This is a genomic window from Clostridium sp. CTA-1 (assembly GCF_054768215.1).
In genome coordinates this window covers 122,475-145,196 of record NZ_BAAAAP010000003.1, presented here as the reverse complement: position 1 = coordinate 145,196, position 22,722 = coordinate 122,475, and the positions used below count along the sequence as shown (strand labels likewise).

At 29.6% G+C, this 22,722-nt stretch carries 18 protein-coding genes and 2 pseudogenes; 1 reads left to right on the top strand and 19 read right to left on the bottom strand.

All coding sequences use genetic code 11. The features are described from left to right. Positions 1-58: 58 nt before the first annotated feature. The 11 genes from ACYUEW_RS03540 to ACYUEW_RS03490 form a co-directional block, all read right to left on the bottom strand. On the bottom strand, positions 59-685 hold the full coding sequence (locus tag ACYUEW_RS03540) for a K(+)-transporting ATPase subunit C (RefSeq protein ID WP_003483152.1): 627 nt from the start codon (positions 683-685) through the stop codon (positions 59-61). A gap of 39 nt (positions 686-724) precedes the next feature. Further along, positions 725-2,788 (bottom strand): potassium-transporting ATPase subunit KdpB, encoded by a 2,064-nt coding sequence (gene kdpB / locus ACYUEW_RS03535; protein ID WP_003483150.1) that lies wholly within the window; start codon positions 2,786-2,788, stop codon positions 725-727. Positions 2,789-2,833: 45 nt separating this feature from the next. Next, the gene (gene kdpA, locus ACYUEW_RS03530; protein WP_085333848.1) at positions 2,834-4,516 is read right to left on the bottom strand and encodes a potassium-transporting ATPase subunit KdpA; all 1,683 of its coding nucleotides are present in this window, start codon (positions 4,514-4,516) and stop codon (positions 2,834-2,836) included. A 30-nt stretch (positions 4,517-4,546) separates the two neighbouring features. Further along, on the bottom strand, positions 4,547-4,624 hold the full coding sequence (gene kdpF / locus ACYUEW_RS03525; protein ID WP_367397438.1) for a K(+)-transporting ATPase subunit F: 78 nt from the start codon (positions 4,622-4,624) through the stop codon (positions 4,547-4,549). Between the two features lie 447 nt (positions 4,625-5,071). Next, positions 5,072-6,157 carry a DUF871 domain-containing protein gene (locus ACYUEW_RS03520; protein ID WP_003483145.1) on the bottom strand — a complete coding sequence of 362 codons (1,086 nt, stop codon included), beginning with the start codon at positions 6,155-6,157 and terminating at the stop codon, positions 5,072-5,074. Positions 6,158-6,466: 309 nt separating this feature from the next. Beyond that, entirely contained in the window at positions 6,467-7,360 is an 894-nt protein-coding gene (locus ACYUEW_RS03515; protein WP_003483142.1) for an N-acetylglucosamine kinase, read from the bottom strand. 59 nt (positions 7,361-7,419) lie between these two features. Continuing rightward, positions 7,420-7,716 (bottom strand): PTS lactose/cellobiose transporter subunit IIA, encoded by a 297-nt coding sequence (locus ACYUEW_RS03510; RefSeq protein WP_003483139.1) that lies wholly within the window; start codon positions 7,714-7,716, stop codon positions 7,420-7,422. Between the two features lie 194 nt (positions 7,717-7,910). After that, complete coding sequence (locus ACYUEW_RS03505; RefSeq protein WP_003483137.1) at positions 7,911-8,219, bottom strand: PTS sugar transporter subunit IIB; 309 nt, start codon at positions 8,217-8,219, stop codon at positions 7,911-7,913. 119 nt (positions 8,220-8,338) lie between these two features. Continuing rightward, positions 8,339-11,068: a sigma 54-interacting transcriptional regulator gene (locus ACYUEW_RS03500; protein ID WP_043032561.1), complete on the bottom strand. Its 2,730-nt coding sequence runs from the start codon at positions 11,066-11,068 to the stop codon at positions 8,339-8,341. A gap of 123 nt (positions 11,069-11,191) precedes the next feature. Continuing rightward, positions 11,192-12,481: a PTS sugar transporter subunit IIC gene (locus tag ACYUEW_RS03495; protein WP_003483132.1), complete on the bottom strand. Its 1,290-nt coding sequence runs from the start codon at positions 12,479-12,481 to the stop codon at positions 11,192-11,194. 65 nt (positions 12,482-12,546) lie between these two features. After that, positions 12,547-13,884, bottom strand: a complete 1,338-nt coding sequence (locus ACYUEW_RS03490; protein ID WP_460276224.1) for a 6-phospho-beta-glucosidase — start codon at positions 13,882-13,884, stop codon at positions 12,547-12,549. 558 nt (positions 13,885-14,442) lie between these two features. Here ACYUEW_RS03490 and ACYUEW_RS03485 point away from each other — a divergent pair. After that, positions 14,443-14,912 (top strand): annotated as a pseudogene (locus ACYUEW_RS03485) (tyrosine-type recombinase/integrase); the annotation flags it as partial. Positions 14,913-15,085: 173 nt separating this feature from the next. Here ACYUEW_RS03485 and speD read toward each other — a convergent pair. The 8 genes and pseudogenes from speD to ACYUEW_RS03445 all read right to left on the bottom strand — a co-directional run bounded on the left by speD (position 15,086) and on the right by ACYUEW_RS03445 (position 22,719). Further along, positions 15,086-15,436 carry an adenosylmethionine decarboxylase gene (gene speD, locus ACYUEW_RS03480; protein ID WP_042384154.1) on the bottom strand — a complete coding sequence of 117 codons (351 nt, stop codon included), beginning with the start codon at positions 15,434-15,436 and terminating at the stop codon, positions 15,086-15,088. 153 nt (positions 15,437-15,589) lie between these two features. Beyond that, positions 15,590-16,786 carry a bis-aminopropyl spermidine synthase family protein gene (locus ACYUEW_RS03475; protein WP_043032562.1) on the bottom strand — a complete coding sequence of 399 codons (1,197 nt, stop codon included), beginning with the start codon at positions 16,784-16,786 and terminating at the stop codon, positions 15,590-15,592. 368 nt (positions 16,787-17,154) lie between these two features. Continuing rightward, a complete protein-coding gene (locus tag ACYUEW_RS03470; RefSeq protein WP_460276223.1) occupies positions 17,155-17,355 on the bottom strand; it encodes a hypothetical protein in 201 nt (66 codons plus the stop codon). A 153-nt stretch (positions 17,356-17,508) separates the two neighbouring features. Continuing rightward, a complete protein-coding gene (locus tag ACYUEW_RS03465; protein WP_003483122.1) occupies positions 17,509-17,784 on the bottom strand; it encodes a CD3324 family protein in 276 nt (91 codons plus the stop codon). Between the two features lie 579 nt (positions 17,785-18,363). Then, positions 18,364-19,398 (bottom strand): Cfr family 23S rRNA (adenine(2503)-C(8))-methyltransferase, encoded by a 1,035-nt coding sequence (locus tag ACYUEW_RS03460; RefSeq protein ID WP_460276222.1) that lies wholly within the window; start codon positions 19,396-19,398, stop codon positions 18,364-18,366. A gap of 162 nt (positions 19,399-19,560) precedes the next feature. Next, a complete protein-coding gene (locus ACYUEW_RS03455; RefSeq protein ID WP_460276221.1) occupies positions 19,561-21,039 on the bottom strand; it encodes an Lsa family ABC-F type ribosomal protection protein in 1,479 nt (492 codons plus the stop codon). A 675-nt stretch (positions 21,040-21,714) separates the two neighbouring features. After that, positions 21,715-21,924, bottom strand: a pseudogene (locus tag ACYUEW_RS03450) (recombinase family protein); the annotation flags it as partial. Positions 21,925-21,984: 60 nt separating this feature from the next. Beyond that, positions 21,985-22,719, bottom strand: a complete 735-nt coding sequence (locus ACYUEW_RS03445) for a hypothetical protein (protein ID WP_460276220.1) — start codon at positions 22,717-22,719, stop codon at positions 21,985-21,987. Between the last annotated feature and the right edge of the window lie 3 nt (positions 22,720-22,722).

The window sequence follows — 22,722 nt, the reverse complement described above, 5'->3', positions numbered from 1 at the left end:
ACATAAAAAATTTCCCCATTAATTTGTAATATATATATTTCTTAAATAAACATTCAATTTATTTATGTTCTAAAATTGAAGCTATTTCTATATTTAATTTTAATATATTTACTCTTGGTTCTCCAAATATACCTAAACTTCTTTTTTCAGTATATTTATCTACTATTTTCTCAAGCTTAGCTTTGCTAATACCAGATGCTTTTGAAACCGCTGGTATTTGAATTTTAGCAGCTTTTGGACTTATATTGGGATCAAGTCCTGAAGCTGAACTTGTTAATAGATCTGTTGGAATATCTTCTTTTTTAACGCCAGGGTATAATTTCAAGAACTCTTCCATATCCCTTTGTACTCTTTCTTTAAGCTCTTTATTAGAAGGTGCTAGATTCTCGGAGCCTGAACTAACTCCACTATAAGCTATTTTTCCATACTTATCTAATTTTGTATCTGCTACTTTATAAGTATTGTAATTTATAGCTGAAACTCTTCCTCTAAAAAACTTTGGATCTGTGAAATTTTGTCCTATAAGTTTTGATCCCACTTCTTTTCCATTAATTGAAATCATACTTCCATTTGCTTTTTTATTTAAAACCAGTTGGCTTATTCCTGTTAATGTAAGTGGATATATAATTCCACAAAGTATCATCAAAACAATACTTACAACAATAGCTCTTTTTATTATTTTCATAAGAAATCTTCCTTTCCTTAATTGTGTAAATTTTATACTTTATCCCAAATTAAGAATTCTAACTAATGGAGTTATAGTTATATCTATAAGTTTAATTCCTACAAATGGGACAAGCACCCCTCCTAGCCCAAAAACAAACATATTTCTAAGTAACATTGTTTCTGATTTCATTGGTCTATATTTAACACCTTTCATTGCTATTGGTATAAGTAGTGGTATTATTATTGCATTAAATATTAATGCTGAAAGTATAGCACTATATGGTGTTGAAAGTTTCATTATATTCATAATCTGCATCTTTGGTATAGCCACAGTAAAAACAGCTGGTATTATAGCAAAATATTTTGCTACGTCATTTGCTATACTAAAAGTTGTTAAAGCCCCTCTGGTTATTAACAATTGCTTTCCTATCTCAACTACCTGAAGAATTTTAGTAGGATCTGAATCCAAATCCACCATATTAGCAGCTTCCTTAGCGGCTGTAGTACCACTATTCATAGCAAGCCCCACATCTGCCTGTGCAAGTGCAGGAGCATCATTAGTTCCATCCCCAGTCATTGCCACAAGCTTACCCTCTTCTTGTTCTTTTTTAATGGCTTCAATTTTATCTTCAGGTTTGCATTCAGCTATGAACCCATCAACTCCTGCCTCTTTAGCAATAGTTGCTGCAGTTAAGGGATTATCTCCAGTGCACATTATTGTTTTAATACCAATTTCTCTAAGTCTTGCAAATTTTTCAACTAATCCTGGTTTAACTGTATCTTTAAGATAAATTACCCCATATATTTTATCATTAACACAAACTACGAGGGGAGTTCCTCCTAATTTTGCAACTTTATTAACAGTATCTTCTAACTCCTCTGGTATAATTCCTCCCATTTCCTTTACCCTATTCTTAATGCTATCATAGGCACCTTTTCTTACCATAGAACCATCTTTTAAATCTACTCCACTCATTCTTGTTTGTGCTGTAAATTCTATAAAATCAAGATATTCATAATCTTTAAAATTAATTGTTGCACCTAATTTATTACCAAGTTCAACTATAGATTTTCCTTCTGGTGTATCATCCTTTAATGAACACATAACAGAATAATTTATTAAATCCATAATTTCTGACTTCCCAACAGGCATGAATTCTGATGCAAGTCTATTACCAAAAGTTATTGTGCCTGTTTTATCAAGTATCATGGTATCTACATCTCCACAAGCCTCAACTGCTTTTCCTGACATAGCTATTACATTAAATCTTGTAACTCTATCCATACCTGCAATACCAATAGCTGATAGAAGTCCGCCTATAGTTGTAGGTATTAAACATACAAGAAGTGCAATTAATGTAGATATTTGAATTTTAACTCCTAAATAACTAGCCATAGGATAAAGTGATACTATAACTATTACAAATATAAGAGTTAAACTAACAAGTATAGTATTTAATGCGATTTCATTTGGAGTCTTCTGCCTTGATGCTCCCTCTACAAGATTTATCATTTTATCTAAGAATGATTCACCAGGTGTTGCAGTTATTTTAATTTTTAACCAATCACTTACAACTGTTGTCCCTCCTGTAACAGAAGCAAAATCGCCTCCGCTTTCTTTCATAACTGGAGCTGACTCACCTGTTATAGCAGATTCATCTACAGATGCAATACCATCTATTACCTCCCCATCATTTGGAATTGTGTCTCCATTTTCCACTAAAACTATATCACCTTTTTTTAGTTCATTTGCATTAATAATTTTAATATTTCCCTTAGAATCTAAAAGTTTTGCTATAGTATTTTTTTTTGTCTTCTTTAAATTTTCAGCCTGTGCCTTTCCACGGCCTTCAGCTACTGATTCTGCAAAATTTGCAAACAATATTGTTATAAACAATATTACTGCTATTATAAGATTATAAGTTCTTATATTGTTACCCTGGTCCCCAAATAAATTAGGTAATAATGTAAGTACTAAAGATATAGCCAAACCTATCTCTACCACAAACATTACAGGATTTTTTATCATGTATTTAGGATCAAGTTTTTTAAATGATTCTAAAATAGCTTCATTTACTATTTTTTTTGTAATAAATTTAGATTTCCCATTTTTATCACTCATTATTATTCTCCTCATCTTCCTTTTTCTTAATAATTACTGTTGTGATTAATGCCATAATGTAAGATGCTCTGCAATAGGTCCAAGTGCTAAAGCCGGCAAGAATGTTAAAGCACCTATTATTAAAACTATAAATACTAAAGTTATTGTAAACATTGTATTATCTGTTCTAAAAGTTCCTATAGAAACTGGTATTGATTTTTTTGAAGCGAATGATCCTGCTACTGCCAGAAGTATTATAATTGATAAATATCTTCCATAAAACATTACTATACCTGTAGCTGTATTCCAGAACAGAGTATTGTCAGAAAGTCCCTCAAATCCAGATCCATTATTAGCGGCTGAAGTTGTAAATTGATATATAACTTGTGATATGCCATGGAATCCAGAATTTGATATACTCGCTACCCCTTGATGGACTGCTAAAGCTAGTGCTGAAGACATTAATATTAAAAATGGATGAATAATTATAGCAAGAGCTATAAGCTTAATTTCTTTACCTTCAATCTTTTTTGACAAAAATTCTGGAGTTCGTCCAACCATGAGTCCACATAGGAAAACCGTAAGTATGGCATACATAATCATATTCATAAAACCTATACCCTTTCCACCAAAAACTACATTAAGCATCATATTCATAAGTGCTACAAGGCCTCCTATTGGTGTTAATGAATCATGCATATTATTAACAGAACCTGTAGTAAAAGCTGTTGTTACTGTTGTAAATAATGTAGATTGACCTATACCAAATCTTACTTCTTTACCTTCCATATTACCCATTAATTGATTAAATCCAATATGGGCAAGGGATGGATTTCCTGATTTCTCTGCAAAATAGCATATTGGTAACCCTATAAGAAATAATACTGACATAGCAATAAATATTGCCCATCCTTGCTTTTTATTTTTAAGCATTAATCCAAAAGTATAAACCATCGTACCTGGAAGTATCATCATTGATAAAATTTCTATTAAATTTGATATAGGTGTAGGATTCTCAAAGGGGTGTGATGAATTTGCTCCAAAAAAACCACCTCCATTTGTTCCTATATGCTTTATAGATTCAAGAGCTGCCACAGGCCCTAGTGCTATATCTTGCATCTTACCTTCTATTGTAGTTATAGTTTGTGTACCTGAAAAAGTTTGTGGCACCCCCTGAGCTACTAGTAAAATCCCTACAATCATCGATAGCGGTAATAAAACTCTAGTAATAACTCTTACTAAGTCCACAAAAAAATTGCCCATAGTTTTTTTATTTCCTATAATACCTCTCATAAAAGCCAATGCTGCTGAAAAACCTGTCGCTGCAGATGTAAACATCATAAAAATTATTACAACCATCTGACTAAAATAAGAAAGTCCAGATTCCCCACTATAATCCTGTAGATTTGTATTTGTCATAAAACTTATGATTGTATTAAATGATAAACTTTGTTCCATTCCTCCTATTTTCTTAGGATTTAAAATGTGCAATCCCTGAGTTCTAAGTATGATATATCCTATAAATACCATAACTGCATTTACTACAATAATTGAAATCACATATTCTTTCCAGCTCATTTCTTCATCTTTATTTATTCCACATATTTTATAAATAAAATTATCAATTCTATTAAAAAAATTATCTCCAATTGCTTTGTCGCCAGTGGCTACACAATATACATATTTACCCATTGGCACTACTAAAAGCATAAATATAATTAAGGGTACTATTATCTGTAATAATTCCATATAAGTCTTCCTCCCATATCAATTTCAAACTTAAAATTTTTCCGGATTAAATAATGCATAAGCCAAATATATAAAAAGTGATATAATGACTATAATCAAAATCCACATATTCATTCCTCCACATAGTACTATTTTTTAACAACTTGTTTTTCACACCAATTTGCAAATAACTTTATAGAAGTAAATCCTAAAAAAAGTGATGCTATGAAAATAATATCAACCATAATTAATTGTCCCTCCATTGCTTATTTTATATATTTCACATAATAACATTTATAGTATTAAGAAGGTATTAAGACTGCTTTTCATTGTATAAAGATTGTATAAAGATTTTTAATATATTTATAAAACACAAAAAGACCATGAAGTTTTAAGCCAACATAGGCTTCTTCATAGTCTTTTTTAAATCTATATTATTATATTTATGGAGGCTTTATTAATAATAATGAAAATTTTTAACCCTATATATAATTGATATATATTTAAAACATAAATTAAATAGTAATTCAGGTATATTAATAATAGATAAAATAATATTTTTTATACTATTATACCTTATAGAGTAAATCCAAACTTTTCCCAAGGCTCTAAATAGTCAATAAGAAATATTTCTTCATCTGCTATTCTTCCTACAACATTAGTTTTACCTGAATTTTTCATATCCTTAAGTGCAATTTGTAATTCCCCTGCATACCTTTTATATAATGAAGATTCTATTAACAAATCTCCTCTTTTAATGTCTACAGTATTAAAAGCTTGAAAATTATGATCTTTATATTTAACTCTACTTTGAGTTGATCTTACTAAATAATCAGATACATCCCCTCTATTGAAATGAAATTCATCAAGAATTATTCTTTTTTCAACTTCGGGAATTTCATCTACAAGATTAACTTTAAACTCTAACATATCTTTATTAATTTTACTTAACGCTTTAAGTTCTTCCTCTGAAGCAAATGCATTAGCAATAATAACATCATCTATAAATCCTGTAGCAAATAAATGTTTAGTTTGAACTTCTATAGGCAATTCTCTATGCATTTCTAATGTACTTAATCCTTCTGATACAGGCCATGGTCCATATTTTGCTTCTTTTGAACTTACAAATGCCGCAGTTCTTATGCCTAAATCCTTAAATTGTTTACTACACTTTAGAAAATGTTTATAACTTAATCCAGTATATCTATGTGGATAAAAATTATGGCAGCCTAATATATTTTCTAAGTTAGGCTTATATGTTAAAATATTGTCTATATATTTTGTACCATTACTCATATTCAGTTCTACTTTTATTCCGTATTTGTTAAAGGACATTATAGATTCTTCAACTCCACTAAATCCTAAATCTAATCTTATACCATAAAATCCTATATCCTTAAAAATGGATAAATCTGAATAAGAAGTTTTAAGTCTTTTAAATACTTCTGGTTCAACATCTCCTACAACCTCCATTCCTTTTGTATTTGCAAATTGAATTATATCCTTAAATATACTAATTAATTGATCTATTTCCATTTCTTCTGAAGATATTAAACATGTAAAAATTCTTTTAAACCCATACTTCGCTGCAAGTTCTATATACTCTTTTATTTTTTCACTATTTGTGTTTGATGGATATACAGATATCCCCAATTTCCTCATATAATTCACTCCAAACTTTATTATAAGTTATATACTCTTTTATTTTTAAAACATCAGTAATAAATAATATTTATAATTTTTCATCTTTATTATAAAACTCATCTCTATATATTGAGATGAGTTTCAAATTTATATAAACACAATTCTTAGCATAAACTGGAGTCCTTGAAGCCCTATCTCCTTATTAGAACACATTATCTACAGTCATATTGAACCCATTAAGGATTATAGTCTTAATGGTAGCAAATATAGGATAAAATTTGATTTTTATTCATTATTTAAAACCTAATCTAAAAATAAAACTTCTGTTTATATTTCCTTTAAATACATATAATAAGCTCCTTTACTAGATGATACATCTTCTTGTACTATTTCTACTACTCCTAAATTAGCTAATAAATATTCCTTAAAAGCTTGTCTTAAAACTTTAGCTTTTTCTATAACACTTCCCTTTACTCCTATTAAACATTTATTTTCAAAATTCAACCTTTTATATACTCTTTCTGTTATTAGTCCAAGAGCTTTTCCTTCTTTTTTTAATATATCTATTGCATTTTCCTCTCCTTCTTCTCCTAACTTGGATATTAATGTAGTTAGGGAAGCTATTTTATCTTTTGTAGAAGAGTATACAAATGCGCAAATTTCATCTGTACTTCTTATATTTAGTTCTTTTAAAATTTCTTTATGCAATTTACTTTTTTCTAACTTTAATTCTTCTTCATAAATCATTCTTTTTAATGCATTAATAGCAATAGAATATCCACTGCCTTCATCACCTAATAAATGTCCCCATCCCCCGCATTTATCTTTAATATTATTTCTAATTCCTATACATATAGATCCAGTCCCAGCTATAGTTAATATACCATCTTGCCCTTTTAATACTGCTTTTAATGCTAATTCTCCATCATTTATTACTAATACATCCGCATGAAAATTTTCCTTTATATTTTTTTCTATTACATATGCATTGTTAGCTACTTCCATTCCAGCAGCTCCAATATATATCTTTTTTAATCCTTCTTTACCTAATTCATCTATACAAATTTTTATTGAATTAAGTATATTATTTATAGCTTCTTTTTCATTCAATACTAAGTTGCCAAATCCAGTAACTTTTTTTATTAATTCATGTCCCTTTAAATCATAAGCTATTGCTTCAGTTTTTGTTCCTCCTGCATCTACTCCTATTACATAATCCATATCATAGCCTCCTATAATTAATTATATGAATTTAATAAATATATTTTATTCTTATTAGCTTATAATCTCATATAAACTTCAACTAATTCAATAGCAAGATCTTTTAATGTCATAGTAGTCATTAAGTGATCCTGGGCATGGATTAACAATAGTGATATTTCAGCCTTATTACCTGCAGCCTCTTCTTGAATTAAATTAGTTTGGTAACTGTGGGCTAACCCTAGTTCCTCGTTAGACTTTTCTATAGATTTTTTAGCTTTATCAAACTCACTCTTTTTTGCATATTGTATTGCTTCCATTGCATAAGTTCTAGCTTCTCCACTATGTGTTATAATGTTGAGTATCATCTCTTCCATACTAACCGCTCACTCCTGTTCTTATTTTTTTAAAATATTCTTTACCATGTTTATAATACTTTTTTATTGCTATATCTTTTATATTCAATTTTATTCTATAGTTATAAATACTATATATTGCTGCTTAAAAAAATTAAATGATTTAACTAAAATTGAAAAATCAATTATTCTACCATAATCTTTGATCATTCTCACTATTTATCAATTAAATCTAAAGCAAAATTTAAAACTTTTTCCCCATTCATAGTCCCATAATCCATACTATTTATAACATCTACATTTATTCCTTTTGTTTTTACTTGATCCCTTACTTGATTCAACAAATATCTTACTTGAGGTCCAAGTAAAATTACATCTACATCATCAATATACTTTTTTAATTCTGCTTCTGGAACAGCATTTATTTTAACATCTATTCCATTTTTTATAGCTACTGCATTCATTTTTGTTACCAGTAAGCTAGTAGACATTCCTGCGCAACATACTAATAAAATATTTTTCATTTAAAGTCCCCCTTTAAACATTCTCATAATTATTACTATATTATATTTACAGCAAATTGCATGCCAACTATATATCCAATGTAATTAAGTGTTTGCAACAAAAAAGTGTGTATATTTAATTACACACTTACACTATTATTAATAAACATCTTTAATATATAGGCTCTTTCGCTATCTCCTATAGATATATTATAAGCTTTTTCTATGTTTATAAAATTTTTATCTACGACTTTAAATTCTTTTTCATATTTAGCTATATACTCTCTTAAATTTTCAAAATTATTTTCTAATCCTCCATTTTTTATCTTATCTATCATAAAACTAATGTGAAGTATCATTCCTATCTTCACATCATTGGGAATGTTTACATTTAAATCTTTCTCCATTCTTTCAATGGTTTCTGTTACAAGTTCAACTAAACTATCTGAATCCTTTAAATTTATATGATCTTGTATAGAGTTCTTTATTTTGAAAAAATATCTTTCTTTATCAATTAATTTTTTTAATACATTTATTCCATCTCCACTTAAAATTTCTGCTGCTGATATAAAAGGTATATCTTTTATAAAAATATTTATTGTTCCAACTATTGAAATAATTTTATAGTCCCGACTAAGACTTTCTACATTAGTTAGAAACTTGCTTTTATCTAATATATTAAGAGGTATTACTTTTAATTTTGAATTTTCTTTTATTGAACTTAATATTATATCCTTTATCCTTTCTGCTCCACCATGACCAGTAAAGCATACTGTTATTATTAAAAATTTTTCCAAACCTTTAGGTTTATGTTTTTCTTTTACTATATCTTTAGATTTTACTTGAATTCCAAATTCACTTAGTTCTTTACAAGAATTATATATATAATCTAAACCTCTTCCTAACAAAGATTTTCTACAAGCCTCTATTACTATTGGAGTACTTACCATATCTATAGTTTTTATGTTTACTCCTGTTTCTTCTGAAATCATAGATCCAAAATTATTGAGTGAACCCATATCTACTAATAACAAAACACCTTTACCAATATCTAATTCTTTAATTTTAAGTTTTGCAATTTCGTACATATCTTCAGCTTTCATACTTAAAGGCATATCTAAAGCCTTTGCGCAATCTTCTCCTAATAACTCATTTGATACTTGAACCATACTGCTAGCTGTAGCCTTTCCATGCATTATTACAAGTATACCCACTTTTTGGGGATTATTTACAATATTTTCATATTGATTTGAGGCTAAAAACATAGTCAAATATCCTATTTCGTCTAAGGGAGTTTCTATATTAAATCTATTATCTATTATTTTGGCTATCTCTATTGAAACCATAAATTCATTTTCATATTGTGATCTTATAAAATTTAGTTTAGGATGATATATACTACGCCCTTGTCTTATTCTTTCAATACTTTGTTGTAGGTGTAATGCTAAACCAAAATAAACTTTTTCATCAAATTCTCTATTTAATTTTTTTTGGGCTACATTTAAAATTTTATCTACAACAGTTACTATATCATTACCTACTACTTTTGTTATTTCTTCCTTTCTAAAATTCTGTGGCAAATCACTGATATATTTTTTAAAATGAGATTCTATATCTATATTCAATATATCATTTATATCCTTTTCATTTATTCCTTGATTTTTTAATGTGACAAATTTTTTTTCAATTAAATCATAGAAATAACTGTTTTTATTACTTTCTTCTGATTGATTTAAAAAATTATCTTCAATGTTATTATCATGATAAAATACCAATATATCCCGTTTCTCATTCAGTAAACTATTTACCTTTTCCCTATATTGTTTAATTTGCATAAATCCTCTTTTTACATTCTTAGGCAAATCACTTTGTTTAATCAATATATACTTTAAATTTTTACTCTTGTAATCTAAAAATGCCTTTGCACAAGATAACTGTATGTCACTTTTTAACTGTCCTATATTATTTGGACAATCGTATAGCAAAAATGATATTAAGGCATTTTTATCTATATAAATATTTTTTTCTAACCTTTTAGATTCCATAGTTATAAACTTTTGAATTAAATAATAGCGTTCATTCATAGTACGATCTTTTAAAACTGGAATATTTATTATCATAGGCACTCTTCTTGCAAATGTTTTCAAAAGATAGGATTGTGGATCTTCTGTAGTTGCAGCAATAATCTGCGCTTTAACTTTTATTAAATTTTCTGTATCCCCTAATTTTCTAAAACATCCCTTATCTATGTAAGTAAACAGTATTTCTTGACCTTGAGGAGATAGCCTATGGATTTCATCTAAAAACAAAATTCCTCCATCAGCTTTCTTCAATAATCCCTCTTTTTCATTTTCTGCTCCTGTATAAGCTCCTTTTTTAACTCCAAATATTTGTCCTACTACTAATTGAGGATTATCCGCATAATCTGCACAATTAAATCTTATAAATGGAGCTTCTTTTTTAATTACTCCAGACTCTTTAGCAAAATGATACATAAGCTCTGCAAACATAGATTTACCTACTCCAGTTTCTCCTAATATAAGAGTATGGAGCCCATTAGGAGGATAAAGTATTGCAGCTTTTGCTTGCTGTATTGGTACATTAAGACTCAAGTCTGATCCTATCATTCTATCTAAACTATTCCTTTTATTAAATTTATTTTCATTACTTTTCTGTCTTAAGGAACAATATAATACAGGTCTCCCCTGCATTTTTTCTATTTTTTCATCTTTAACTAGCTGATTAAGGTATCTGCTCACATTAGCTCTATTTAAATGCATATGTTCACTTAAATAAGCAGCAGAAATACCTTCTCCCTTTTGTGACTCCATTTCAATTAAAGACTGGTAAATTTCATCAATTTTACTCATTAGCTCCCCCCTAATTACCACTTTTATCTAATTATATTGTAACATATTAATTTTATGCAAAAATGGTAAATAATTAAAACCGTATGCATTACTGCATACGGCCTTTACTTTGAACAATTTTTTTTAAATTGAATGTGTTTCTTCTACTTTTACTATATTTTTTTGATCTTTCTTTGTTGCCATATGGACAAATGGCATATATATTATTATACTAACTGCCATACAAATAAGAGCTGTAATTCCACCTCTTATCGAATTTGTTGATATAATAGCTCCTAATATTGGTGGTGTTGTCCAGTGGGCCATTACTACAACTTTAGGCGCAAACCCTATAAAAGTCAATACATATGCGATTATCCCAGAAGCTAATGGTGCTAATATAAATGGTATGAAATATATTGGATTTAAAATTATTGGTAAACCAAATATAACGGGTTCATTTATATTAAACATTCCCGGTGCTATACTTAAATTTGCAATAGTCTTTTGTGTTTTACTCTTTTTCCCAATTATGAATATTGCAATTAGCAAAGCTATAGTGGCGCCTGATCCTCCCATATTTACATAAGAATCTAAGAACTGACTATTTATTATATGCTCAGGATTTACTCCATTTTTAAATGCTCTTACATTGGCCTCTGTTAGTGGTAATAATACTGCATTTATAATTGGTGCAAGTATATTTGAACCATGTAAACCAAAGAACCATAAAAATTGTTGTACTAAAACTAATACTAATAAACCACCCAAACTTCCCATTACACCTTGCAATGGTGCCTGTATTACTAAGAATAATGCCTGATGTATATCTGCTACTCCTATCGCTGCAAAAATTTGCTTTACTGCTGCTGTAATAGCTAAAACTATAATTGATGGCAATAATGCTGCAAAGGATTTTGCTACTGCTGGTGGAACTCCCTCTGGCATTTTAATAATTAGTTTTGGATTTCCTACCAATTTAACAAAAATTTCTGTAGCTATTAATGCAACTATCAATGCAACAAATAATCCTTGACCTCCTAAGAAATCCATTGATAATGCCCCATCTTTTGTCGGTTTATATAAAATTAACAAAGCTGCTAGAGATACAATTCCCGCTGATAATCCATCTTTTTCATAGGATTTAGCCAAATGATATGATATAGTAAATACTATTAATAATGACATTATAGCGAAAGTACCATTCCAGACTCCACCACCAAAATCTTTCCAATTAGCAGGTAATAACCAATTCATAAAATTTTGATATGGTTCCCATCCTAAATTATTAAATAATACTGCAAAAGCTCCTGCCATAATAATTGGAGTAATTGAAGCAAAACCATCACGAATAGCAACTAAATGCCTTTGAGAACCTATTTTAGCTGCTATTGGAACAAAATGCTCTTCCATCCAGTCAAAGAACTTTTTCATCTTTTAACCCTCCCCTTATTGTATATATATTTTTTATATATTTATAAGCAATTAATAATAATGATTTATTTTAGATTTTCTTCTATAAATTCTTTAAACTGCGGTAAATAATCCTTATGTGCTATCATAAGTTCATCTACCAATACCTTAGCAAGTTTATCTGATTGAACTAAAGGATTTATAGTTAATGCTAATATTGCTTTATGATAATCCCCAAAAACTGCTGCATCTACTACTAATCTCTCAAATGTTTTTATCTGTTGTATTAGTCCATTTATGGCTACTGGCAATTCCCCTACTACTATTGGCCTAGGGCCATCTCTTGTTATCATACATGAGACTTCTACAGCAGATTCATTTGAAATGCCTATTATAGCTCCATTATTTTTTGTATTTACTGGTTGAATATCTTTTTTATCATTATATATTGAACATATAAGCCTACAAGCGGCATCACTATAATAAGCTCCTCCCCTTTTCTCTAATTCAGAAGGTTTAATATCTAAATTTTCATTCTTATAAAGTTCAAATAATTCTTCTTCTACTTTTTTAACAACTTCTGCTCTGGTTTCACCCTTAGAAAATTGTTCTAGTTCTTCTTTTAGCATATCTTTTGTTTGAAAATAATATTTGTGATATGGACATGGCATCATTCCTAAAGCCTTTATAAAATCTTTATCCCATGTAAAATCCGATATGTTTTTAACTATCTGATCTATATTTCCATCAGCTAATAAATTAATTAGTTTATCTGTAACCCTTACTCCATCTACGTACACTTCTTTTCCGAATACCATATGATTCAATCCTACAAAATCCATTCTTAGTCTTTTATGTTCAATCTCTAAAACATTTGCAACTGCTTTTTCCATACCTATTGGTACATTACATAATCCTATAACCTTTTTATTTTTTCCGTATCTTAGCAGTGCTTCTGTAATCATACCTGCTGGATTAGTAAAATTTATCATCCAAGCATTAGGACACAATTTACTCATATCCTCATCTATATCCAAAATTACAGGAATTGTCCTTAATGCTTTAAACATTCCTCCTGCTCCATTAGTCTCTTGCCCTATAATGCCATGACTTAAAGGAATTTTTTCATCTTTTATTCTTGCATCTAAAAGTCCTACTCTTATTTGAGTTGTTACAAAGTCAGCATCTTTCAATGCTTCTTTTCTATCTAATGTTAAATGTATTTCCATTGGTACTCCTGCTTTTTTTATCATCCTTTTAGCCAAGTTTCCTACAATACATAATTTTTCTTTTCCTTCCTCTATATCTACTAACCATAATTCTCTAACTGGTAACTCATTATACCTTTTTATTAATCCTTCAACTAATTCGGGAGTATAACTTGATCCTCCACCTATAGTTACTATTTTTATTCCTTTCTCCATAGAACACACCCCCTTAATTTTTTATTTGTATGTACACTATTATATATAGCAAACATCATGCCAATATCTTTTTATTACCAAATCCACTTATTCATATACCGTATAGGGTTACACACTCTAGTTATATACTGTGTAAATCAGTTACACTCTTTTAATTTTTTAACTTATTTTATATTTATTTACTTTTACGTATATAATCCCCTCATTTAACCGATGATACTTATTCATAAATGATAATCTTTTTTAAAATCCTCACTTTAAAATATAATTTTCTATATCTATTAACTAATTATTGTGCTTTGTAATTGCACAAATTCTAGTAAGATTTTATATAACAAACTAAAAAGGACTAAGAGATCCCTCCCTTAATCCTTTCAGTTATTATTTTAAAGTACCACCATCTTTAAACAAACTTTTTTGTATATTATTAGATTCTTCTGCTATTAAATTAAGTTTTATGTAAAATCATAATTTCATTCATAATTATTGTTATGTGCTAAATATTATTTAATCTTTTTTACTATATAATAACCTATAATATAATCTCCTCAGCCTAATAGATGTGGCTTAAGGGCCTCAGAAATTTTTCTTATAAAGTTAGATGATTACAACGCAGATAAGGAAGATATTTACTGTAAAAGATTAAAAGGTAGTAATAACAATACAATAAGACTTGATGTCACTACCAAAGAAGCTCTTGATACGTATATAAGGGATTATAAAATATCCTGTAATTCTGAAACATTGTTTAAGAGCCAAAAAACAATCCTATTTCTTGTCAAACCTTAGATTATTTGATGAAAAAATATTGTAAAATTGCTAATATAAGTAATAAAAGCAAACATCATTTTCATACTCTTAAACACACAACTGCTGTTCATTTAGCAGAGTCAGAAATGGATATTAAAGAACTTCAATGGTGGCTTGGACATAAGTCTGTTTCTAATACTGAAATTTATTTTCAATTTACTACAAAACAACAAGAAAAAATGTATATGAAACTTGAAAAAACAAGCGAAATGGTATAGGCGTTGTTATATTTCATATATTTACAATACAAAACGTTATCCATTTTTTTAATATATTTGTACTAACACCAAGCTATTCCCTTGAAAATATAAAAAGCATTGACATTTTGTTTTCAAAATTTCAACGCTTTTCTTTAATTATTTAATACTTGATAGTTTTCCTTGTGGTAATATTAATCAATTTTACCTCTCAGTATTTCCTTGATTTCCATCTTTTTAAATATTAAGTTTTCTTTTAAATAAGCTACTACTTTTCCAGAATCAAAACATTTAGAGCATGTAAATATATCAATTCCTGTATAATCATCTTCCGGCCATGTATGTATTGTTATATGTGACTCTGAAATGATTAATGCACCGCTAAACCCTTGGGGATGGAACTTGTGAAATGCTTTTGTAATGATTGTGGTATCCAGTATCTCTGCTAATTTTTTAAGCATTTCTATAATATATTCTGTATTTTCTAACTGGTCGAAATTACAACCAAATAAATCGATTACTAAATGATATCCTGAGTATTTCAAAATTGAACCTCCTTCCAAACTTAATTCCATTGTTAATTGTGTTGGTTTAAAGTTGTGCCTTAAATTTTGTAAAAATTGATATCAAGTGTTACATCGTCTTGAAAAGAGAGGATTGAAATTTCTTTTTCAAATGCTTCAATTATATATAAATCATTATTTGTAACTTTCCTTATCTCCATTTAACATTTTCTTTTTGCTAACCATATTGAAAAAATGGTGTCCGCAAATTGTACAACCGGCAGTTTTTAATTCTTCTATTGTACTGTAGGTATCTTCCAAGCTAACATAATGTATAGTGTTACAGTTCTTGCAGCCGTATTTCCGACGTGTTTTTTTTATTTCTCCTGTGTATATTGGAATATTAAATTTTTCTCCGATAATTGGAGATCTTGCGGCTGCAGTTGTCTTCAATAAAAACATCTGGCTACTATTTCCTAAAATACCTGCGCCTTCATAACGATTAAACTTGGGCATAATTCTTAACGCAGATAGACCTAATTCGATAAATATCTTGTGGATTTTTAACATTTCTTCTTGTGATTTATGAGCGTAAGATAAGAACACATTCAAAGAAACAGAATTTTTTAGGCACTCCAATCCTCTTGATAAGAATAGCTTCATTCCTGATAATGTATACGGAGGATCTGTGTAAAGGCAGTCCATTTTACTAATATACTCGTTTGGGATTGAGTCACGGAAATCAATATTGTAGCAATTAACAGGTAAGTCATATAGTTTTGCAATTTCACAAATATAATCTAATATTCTTTGATCACTGTCTAAAACATAGATTTTGGTTTTACATAGATTCATGTTGCCGCTATATAAAGTATGCAGCAACATTCCTATGGAAACGCTGATCAAATCATCATCGCCGACACAGAGAATATTTTTCCCAATCAAGCAATTATTTTCAAGACATAATAAAGCTCTTTTTATAGCAGTTTCCAGAGTACATTTAGATTGATCAACAGATACATCCGCCTTTGGCCTGTTCTCAAAGATATTATTAAGATTTAATGATAATCGCTCCTTTATCTTGTCAGCATTACTAATATTTAATGTTTTATATAATTTCACATTAATTCCTCTATATCCTAATTCATTTTCAACAAATTGTTTACCTTTAAGGCTCAAGTGAATACCTGTTGATTTTTCTAAAAGCTTAAGTTTCAACGCTTCATTTTTTATTGCTGTTACCAAAGGGACTGGAATATTGTTCAGTACGGCATAGTCTTTACTGGAATATCCACGGGCAAAATAGAAATCAATCAATAATTTCTCTATGGCCTGCCGTCCTTCTTGAATTTTTACATTTTGATAAATTATATCTACATAGTCATTTCTCATTATTACACCTACCACTTTTTATGATTCTTTTTTAATCGTACATATTGCCAAAAATTAATATTGTTGTTTCATAATCATACTGTATTGCAACACTAGCTTTTAATAATATGTCTATCCTATATATCATTCCTTTATCAATTTAATAAGTACTACCATATTTTATTACTTGTAACTGTTTCTATAAGTAGCTTTGCTCATTTTTTATTATAACAGATAACCTGCATATCACTTCTCTACTCTTTGCTTAACAATCAAATAGGAGTCTTCTTGCTAATTGAATGGCCGACTTTCTACAGCATCTTGCATACCGTTTAGTATTCATTTTAGCAATGTTTTTCAAAATTAATTAACCTTCCATGGCCGACTGTTCAAAAATTTCCATCTACAATCCATTCTTTACCTTGTGTATTTCTTGCCATATCTTCCTCATAGTGTCCTAGATGGGAACGTGCTAGTCTGTAACCAAAGCTGCATTTATTGAAAGCCTTCTCAAATATTGGATCCATCCTATTTTCCAATACTTTCGACAGTTGAAATACTATTCTGCTCTCTAACTCCTTGCACCACATTAACAAACACTTTAAGGTTGACTTGTAATTTTCTTTACTGTATCTGTTTGTCACTACAAACAGCGCTCGAGACTTTTCCCCATTAGATTACTCCACGTTGAGCGCACACAAAAAAGCGACATAGGGAAGTTTCCCATATCGCTTTTCTTAAAATTATAAACTAAATTTTATTTTGTTAATAATTTTATATATAGTTTTTGGAGATAAATAATACATTGATGCAAGTTCTTTTACAGAAATCCCATTGTCATATTTTTTAAAAATCTCAATGTTTCTTTTACTGATTATTTCCTTGCTTCTATTAACTTCCCCCCACATTCTTTGATTACCGTCTTTGCGGGGAATATAAACATATTGTCCATCAACATAGTTTTGTATCTCGTTTAGCAAATCAGCTGGAAATATTTTGTTAGCTTGTTTGTAGCCCATTATGCTCCCTCCTAAAGTTTCTTAGGTTCGAGCAAAGGCTATTTCATTCATTCAGTTGTATGCAATAGCCTTTGCTATGCATAACACACCGGGGAAAATGTACTTAGCATGCTAATAGTGCACTCCTTTCGTTACTTATTCCATTGATTATAATAGTGTTTTATTACAATGTCAACCTGAGTTGCTACGTCCAATGTAAACGTAACATTCAAGCTACTTAACGGCGATTCCTACATCCTTAGAAACATCTTTGCCAAGTAAATACAGCTTTTCAAACTGGTACTGAGCGAACGAAATGTTCTGTAATGCTGATTTTATAAACAGTTCTAAGGCTTATTGTGGTTTTAGCGGAATATTCTGTTGGCTCTGCTAATATACCCAATTACGCTCGGTAATTTATAAATAATCATCAATGAAAGTTTTTATATAACATTTCTCAAATACTTCTTGAAATCTGTAGAAAAACGAATTGGATTAGTCGTATCATATTTAGTTTCTCCATCAATAACTGCTTTATTTAATTAAAAATCTTTAAAATGAGACTATTTCTCTACTTAAATGGATATTTTTGAGCTAACATCATAATTCATTTTCATAACACAATTGTCCGCAAGCAGCACTAATTTCAGAACCAAATTGTGTTCTAACAGTTGCACTAATACCAGCTTTCTTTAGTGTATTGCAAAATTGCTTGATAGCACTTGAAGATTGAAATTTAAAAGTTGTTTTGTCCGTAGAATTATAAGGTATCAAATCAATATGATATAAATGCTCCCATGAACCACGATTTTTCAATAAACCTACAACTGCCTCTGCATGCTCTTTAGAATCATTAATTCCTTCAAGCATAATATAAGCAATAAACACTCGTCGTCCCGTATGAATGATGTGTTCATCTAATGTCTTCATCACCTCATTCAATGGAAATCTTTTATTTATAGGCATTAAATCGCTTCGTTGGCTTTCAAATGGTGAATGAAGTGAAAAAGCCAGATTCACTTGTGGAAATTCTTTGGTCAATCTTTGAATTCCTGGTATAATGCCAATTGTTGAAATAGTAATTCTTCGTTGACTTAACCCAAATAAATTTTCATCAGTTAAAATTTTTACTGCATCAAATAACTCCGGATTTGCAAAAGCCTCACCCATTCCCATAAATGAAATACTATTCAATCTATGGTCATTAAAATAGAAATAAAGTAATTGGTCAGTTATCTCATCAGCAGTAAGATTGCGTCTAAATCCAGCACTTCCCGTTGCACAAAAGCGACATCCAAAACCACAACCGCATTGGGAAGAAATGCAAAACGATTCCCACCCCTGTTTATACTTTAGTCCAACAGCTTCTACTCTTTCTCCATCAGTCAATTCAAATAACAATTTTTGAGCTTGTTTAGAATCTTGTGAAAAAACAGGTATTACACTAGATACATTCTTTCCAAACTCATTTACTAAAGCCATCCTTAACGCTTTTGGTAGTATATGCATATCTTCAAAATTATCTATTCTTTGATGAAAAATAGCTTTTGTAAGCTGCTCGTATCTATAATCAGGTAATTTTAGATTTGATACTATTTGTTTTATTTTTCCGTATTTCGTTTTTGTCTGTTTCATGTCGGCTTCCTCCTCACTATTAATAGTTAGGAAGCAAAGCCAGTATAATTAGCGACTTATATTACTCCATGCAAGCGTCGCCCAAAGCATCTGGCTTTGCATGGAGCCTATTGTGTGTTACTTTTATATTCCCATTAAACATATTAATCGCCATTTCTACCTTTACAATTTTATTGTTTTTGTTGCAACATTTTCACAAAATGCACTATCATGCTCAATAAACAAAATTGTAGGTTCATGTTCAATTAACAATTTCTCAATCTGCATACGAGAAATGACATCAATAAAATTCAATGGTTCATCCCAAATATACAAATGTGCCCGTTCACACAAACTTTTAGCAATCAATACCTTTTTCTTCTGTCCTCCACTAAAATCCTCGATATTCTTTTCAAACTGTTCTCTTGAAAAATCAAGCTTTCTAAGTATCGATTTAAATAAACTCTCGTCAATACAGTTTTTATCTGCATATTCAGATAAGTTACCATATAAATCTGAAGTATCTTGTGAAACATACGAAATGATTAACTTATTATTCTTTCTTACAATTCCACTATGGGGAATGTCTTCTCCATAAATTAATTTCAATATACTTGATTTTCCGCTACCATTCTTTCCTTGAATAGCAATTCTTTCACCTTGCTCTATAGTGAAGTTTACTCCCTCACAGACAATTGTATCATCATATTCAATTGCAACATCTGTAAGTTCTACAAGCTTTTTATCATGGAAAGTAAGCGGTACTATTTTTAAACTTTCATTAGATTCAATATTTTTAAGAAGCTTTGATTTTTCCTCAATCATGCTTTGTTGTCTAGCTTCTATATTTTTAGCACGCTTCATCATTTTTGCAGCTTTATGTCCAACATATCCTTTATCTAATTTGCTCCCAGAATTAGTAGTTCCATGCTTGCTGCTTTCAACACTATCTGACCACGTAGATGTACGTTTTGCTGAGCTGGAAAGTCTGTTAATATCTTTTTTCAATTTCTCGTTTTCTGCTAGCTCAAAACCATCTTGTAATTCTTTGTTTCTCCACCATGAAGAAAAATTTCCTTTTTGTATTTCAATATTAGTTTTATTAATAGACAAGATATGGTCAACACAATTATCCAAAAAAGACCTATCATGTGAAATTAGAATAAATCCTTTCTTTTTTTTCAAGTAATTACTTAGTTTTTGCCTAGCTTCAGCATCCAAATGATTGGTAGGCTCATCAATAAGCAAGAAGGAGCTCTCCTTCAAAAACATAGCAACCAACAGTGCTTTAGTCTGCTCTCCTTTAGATAGTGTATAAAACTGTCTATATAAAGCATCGTAGTCCATATCTAACAAAGATAATTCTTTTACTATTTCCCAATCCATTGAATTTGGACTAATCTCCCTTATGATATCTATGGTGAAATTGCTCTGCTCCTGCACCTCATAAGGAAAATATTCAAAAGTCACATCAGCTGAAATGTTTCCATTATATTCGTATTTCTCAAGCAAAAGATTTAGAAAAGTAGTCTTCCCTCTTCCATTTCTTCCAGTAAAACCCAATTTCCAATCGGTATCAATTTGAAAACTTACATTTTCAAAAATATTATCATAGCTACCTTCATAAGCGAAGGTTAGGTTTGTAACATTTATTAAAGACATATTTTTGTCCTCCTCTGTATTTAATAGTATAAGTAACAAAGTCGGAACAATAGGCGACCTTGTTATTACTCCATATAAGTGTCGCCTGCAATATCCGACTCTATATGGAGATTATCATGTGTTAGCAAAGTATCTTTATTTATCATAATATTATTTATCCTCCTTGTTCGAATTATTTATAAAAAAATAAGAGCTGCAAGAATTAATTATTCTTACAGCTCATAGATATACGTAATTAAGCTAATCATTATAGCATAACACAAGTGCATATATTAAGAGAAAAAAGAATAACTTTCTTGCATAAGTACAACAAAACAAACAGAACACACCTGCTTATCTTTGTATTAAATGTACTTTAAAAATTAGCAAGAAAAATTAATCATTTTTTCACCTCAAATTTCAATTTTTTTATCATTATACTATTATACATTGAAAAAGTCAATAAAGAGTGAATCAAGAAAATCTATTTCTTCTCTATCTTCACAACACTCTCTACATGTGTCGTAACTACTATGGAAATGCAAAGATTGAACCTCGTTCTTTTAATAATTGTTCCTGCTTCTCTGTAAAAGAAGAATATTTCACTTCATAGGAAGCCTTATCAATGGTATATTCAAGCCGCATATCAACCAGTTTGCTTTTCTTTCCTTCGATTGATTCAATATCTTTATCCAGTTTGGAAATCGGGTCAACTGTAAAGGTCTTACCCAGCAATAAATCACTTTTATATTTCTCGTTTTTTATAATACCAAGAATAGTAGAAGATGCCCAAGTCGAGCTGCCGTATTTTGTTACGTATCCAAGATTCACCTTCATTTTCAATTCCTTTTTCACATTGGCAGAAATATTTTCTACTTCCTGCTGTGCGACAGAGCTAAGTACCATTTACAAATTTTAATACCGCACAAAAATTAGCTTTTGTCTTAATAGACTTATACTAACTTTTTAAGATTTTCTAGAAAGCTTCTTAAATGAAGCCACATATAAAACCATTCCTACTAGAGTAAATAGCAACCTACTCATTATAAAATTTAAAGACAAACTAAAAGCAGGTTCACCGAGACTATCAACGGGTAGAACTGTAGGCATATAAGTCACATACCCTTTGGCAAAAATATCAATAAAAAGTGTGCTATTAAAACTTATCAATGACAAAATCAAAACAATTGGAATCCAAGCATAAAGCAAAGTTTGGCTTTTGCTGCCTAAAAACATACTCGTTCCAAAAACAAACACAAAAGTGGGAAGTAGTATTATTAAGATCGGTAATAAGAAGTTTTCAAAATTTGTAAAATTAAAAGTTGTCTTGTAAAACGCCAAACTTATCAAAATACAAAATATCGCAATAATTAAGTAAGAAATAAACAGGGCAAAACTTTTTGTAGCCAAATACTTTTTCTGTGGTAAAGACGTACATGAAGTAATTTCTCTTAATCTTTGTTCGTTTCTAGAAAAAAGTCCTGTGCAAGAAAGCATTAGAATTAATAACATAATCGTATTTATGTCACACAAAAACTTGCAATAACTCCACTTGGAAAAAGGTGCCGTACTAGAAACACCTTGTATTATTTCTGTATAGAGGTCAATCACTGAAAAGGAAAGTGCAATTATGAAAGTTATCACAAACATTTTTGAAAAAATTATTCTTTTTAGTTCGTATTTAAGAATTTTTATATCCATTGA

Bases quoted from the DNA above. Each gene is read 5' to 3' on its own strand.
- ACYUEW_RS03465 (WP_003483122.1), bottom strand. From the start codon at position 17,784: ATGGGCTACAAACAAGCTAACAAAATATTTCCAGCTGATTTGCTAAAC.
- ACYUEW_RS03445 (WP_460276220.1), bottom strand. From the start codon at position 22,719: ATGGATATAAAAATTCTTAAATACGAACTAAAAAGAATAATTTTTTCA.
- kdpB (WP_003483150.1), bottom strand. From the start codon at position 2,788: ATGAGTGATAAAAATGGGAAATCTAAATTTATTACAAAAAAAATAGTA.
- ACYUEW_RS03460 (WP_460276222.1), bottom strand. From the start codon at position 19,398: ATGAAACAGACAAAAACGAAATACGGAAAAATAAAACAAATAGTATCA.
- ACYUEW_RS03470 (WP_460276223.1), bottom strand. From the start codon at position 17,355: ATGTGGTGCAAGGAGTTAGAGAGCAGAATAGTATTTCAACTGTCGAAA.
- ACYUEW_RS03510 (WP_003483139.1), bottom strand. From the start codon at position 7,716: ATGGAAGAGATGATACTCAACATTATAACACATAGTGGAGAAGCTAGA.
- kdpF (WP_367397438.1), bottom strand. From the start codon at position 4,624: ATGTGGATTTTGATTATAGTCATTATATCACTTTTTATATATTTGGCT.
- ACYUEW_RS03515 (WP_003483142.1), bottom strand. From the start codon at position 7,360: ATGGATTATGTAATAGGAGTAGATGCAGGAGGAACAAAAACTGAAGCA.
- ACYUEW_RS03505 (WP_003483137.1), bottom strand. From the start codon at position 8,219: ATGAAAAATATTTTATTAGTATGTTGCGCAGGAATGTCTACTAGCTTA.
- ACYUEW_RS03475 (WP_043032562.1), bottom strand. From the start codon at position 16,786: ATGAGAAATGACTATGTAGATATAATTTATCAAAATGTAAAAATTCAA.
- ACYUEW_RS03455 (WP_460276221.1), bottom strand. From the start codon at position 21,039: ATGTCTTTAATAAATGTTACAAACCTAACCTTCGCTTATGAAGGTAGC.
- ACYUEW_RS03495 (WP_003483132.1), bottom strand. From the start codon at position 12,481: ATGAAAAAGTTCTTTGACTGGATGGAAGAGCATTTTGTTCCAATAGCA.
- ACYUEW_RS03520 (WP_003483145.1), bottom strand. From the start codon at position 6,157: ATGAGGAAATTGGGGATATCTGTATATCCATCAAACACAAATAGTGAA.
- ACYUEW_RS03490 (WP_460276224.1), bottom strand. From the start codon at position 13,884: ATGGAGAAAGGAATAAAAATAGTAACTATAGGTGGAGGATCAAGTTAT.
- ACYUEW_RS03540 (WP_003483152.1), bottom strand. From the start codon at position 685: ATGAAAATAATAAAAAGAGCTATTGTTGTAAGTATTGTTTTGATGATA.
- ACYUEW_RS03500 (WP_043032561.1), bottom strand. From the start codon at position 11,068: ATGAGTAAAATTGATGAAATTTACCAGTCTTTAATTGAAATGGAGTCA.
- kdpA (WP_085333848.1), bottom strand. From the start codon at position 4,516: ATGGAATTATTACAGATAATAGTACCCTTAATTATATTTATGCTTTTA.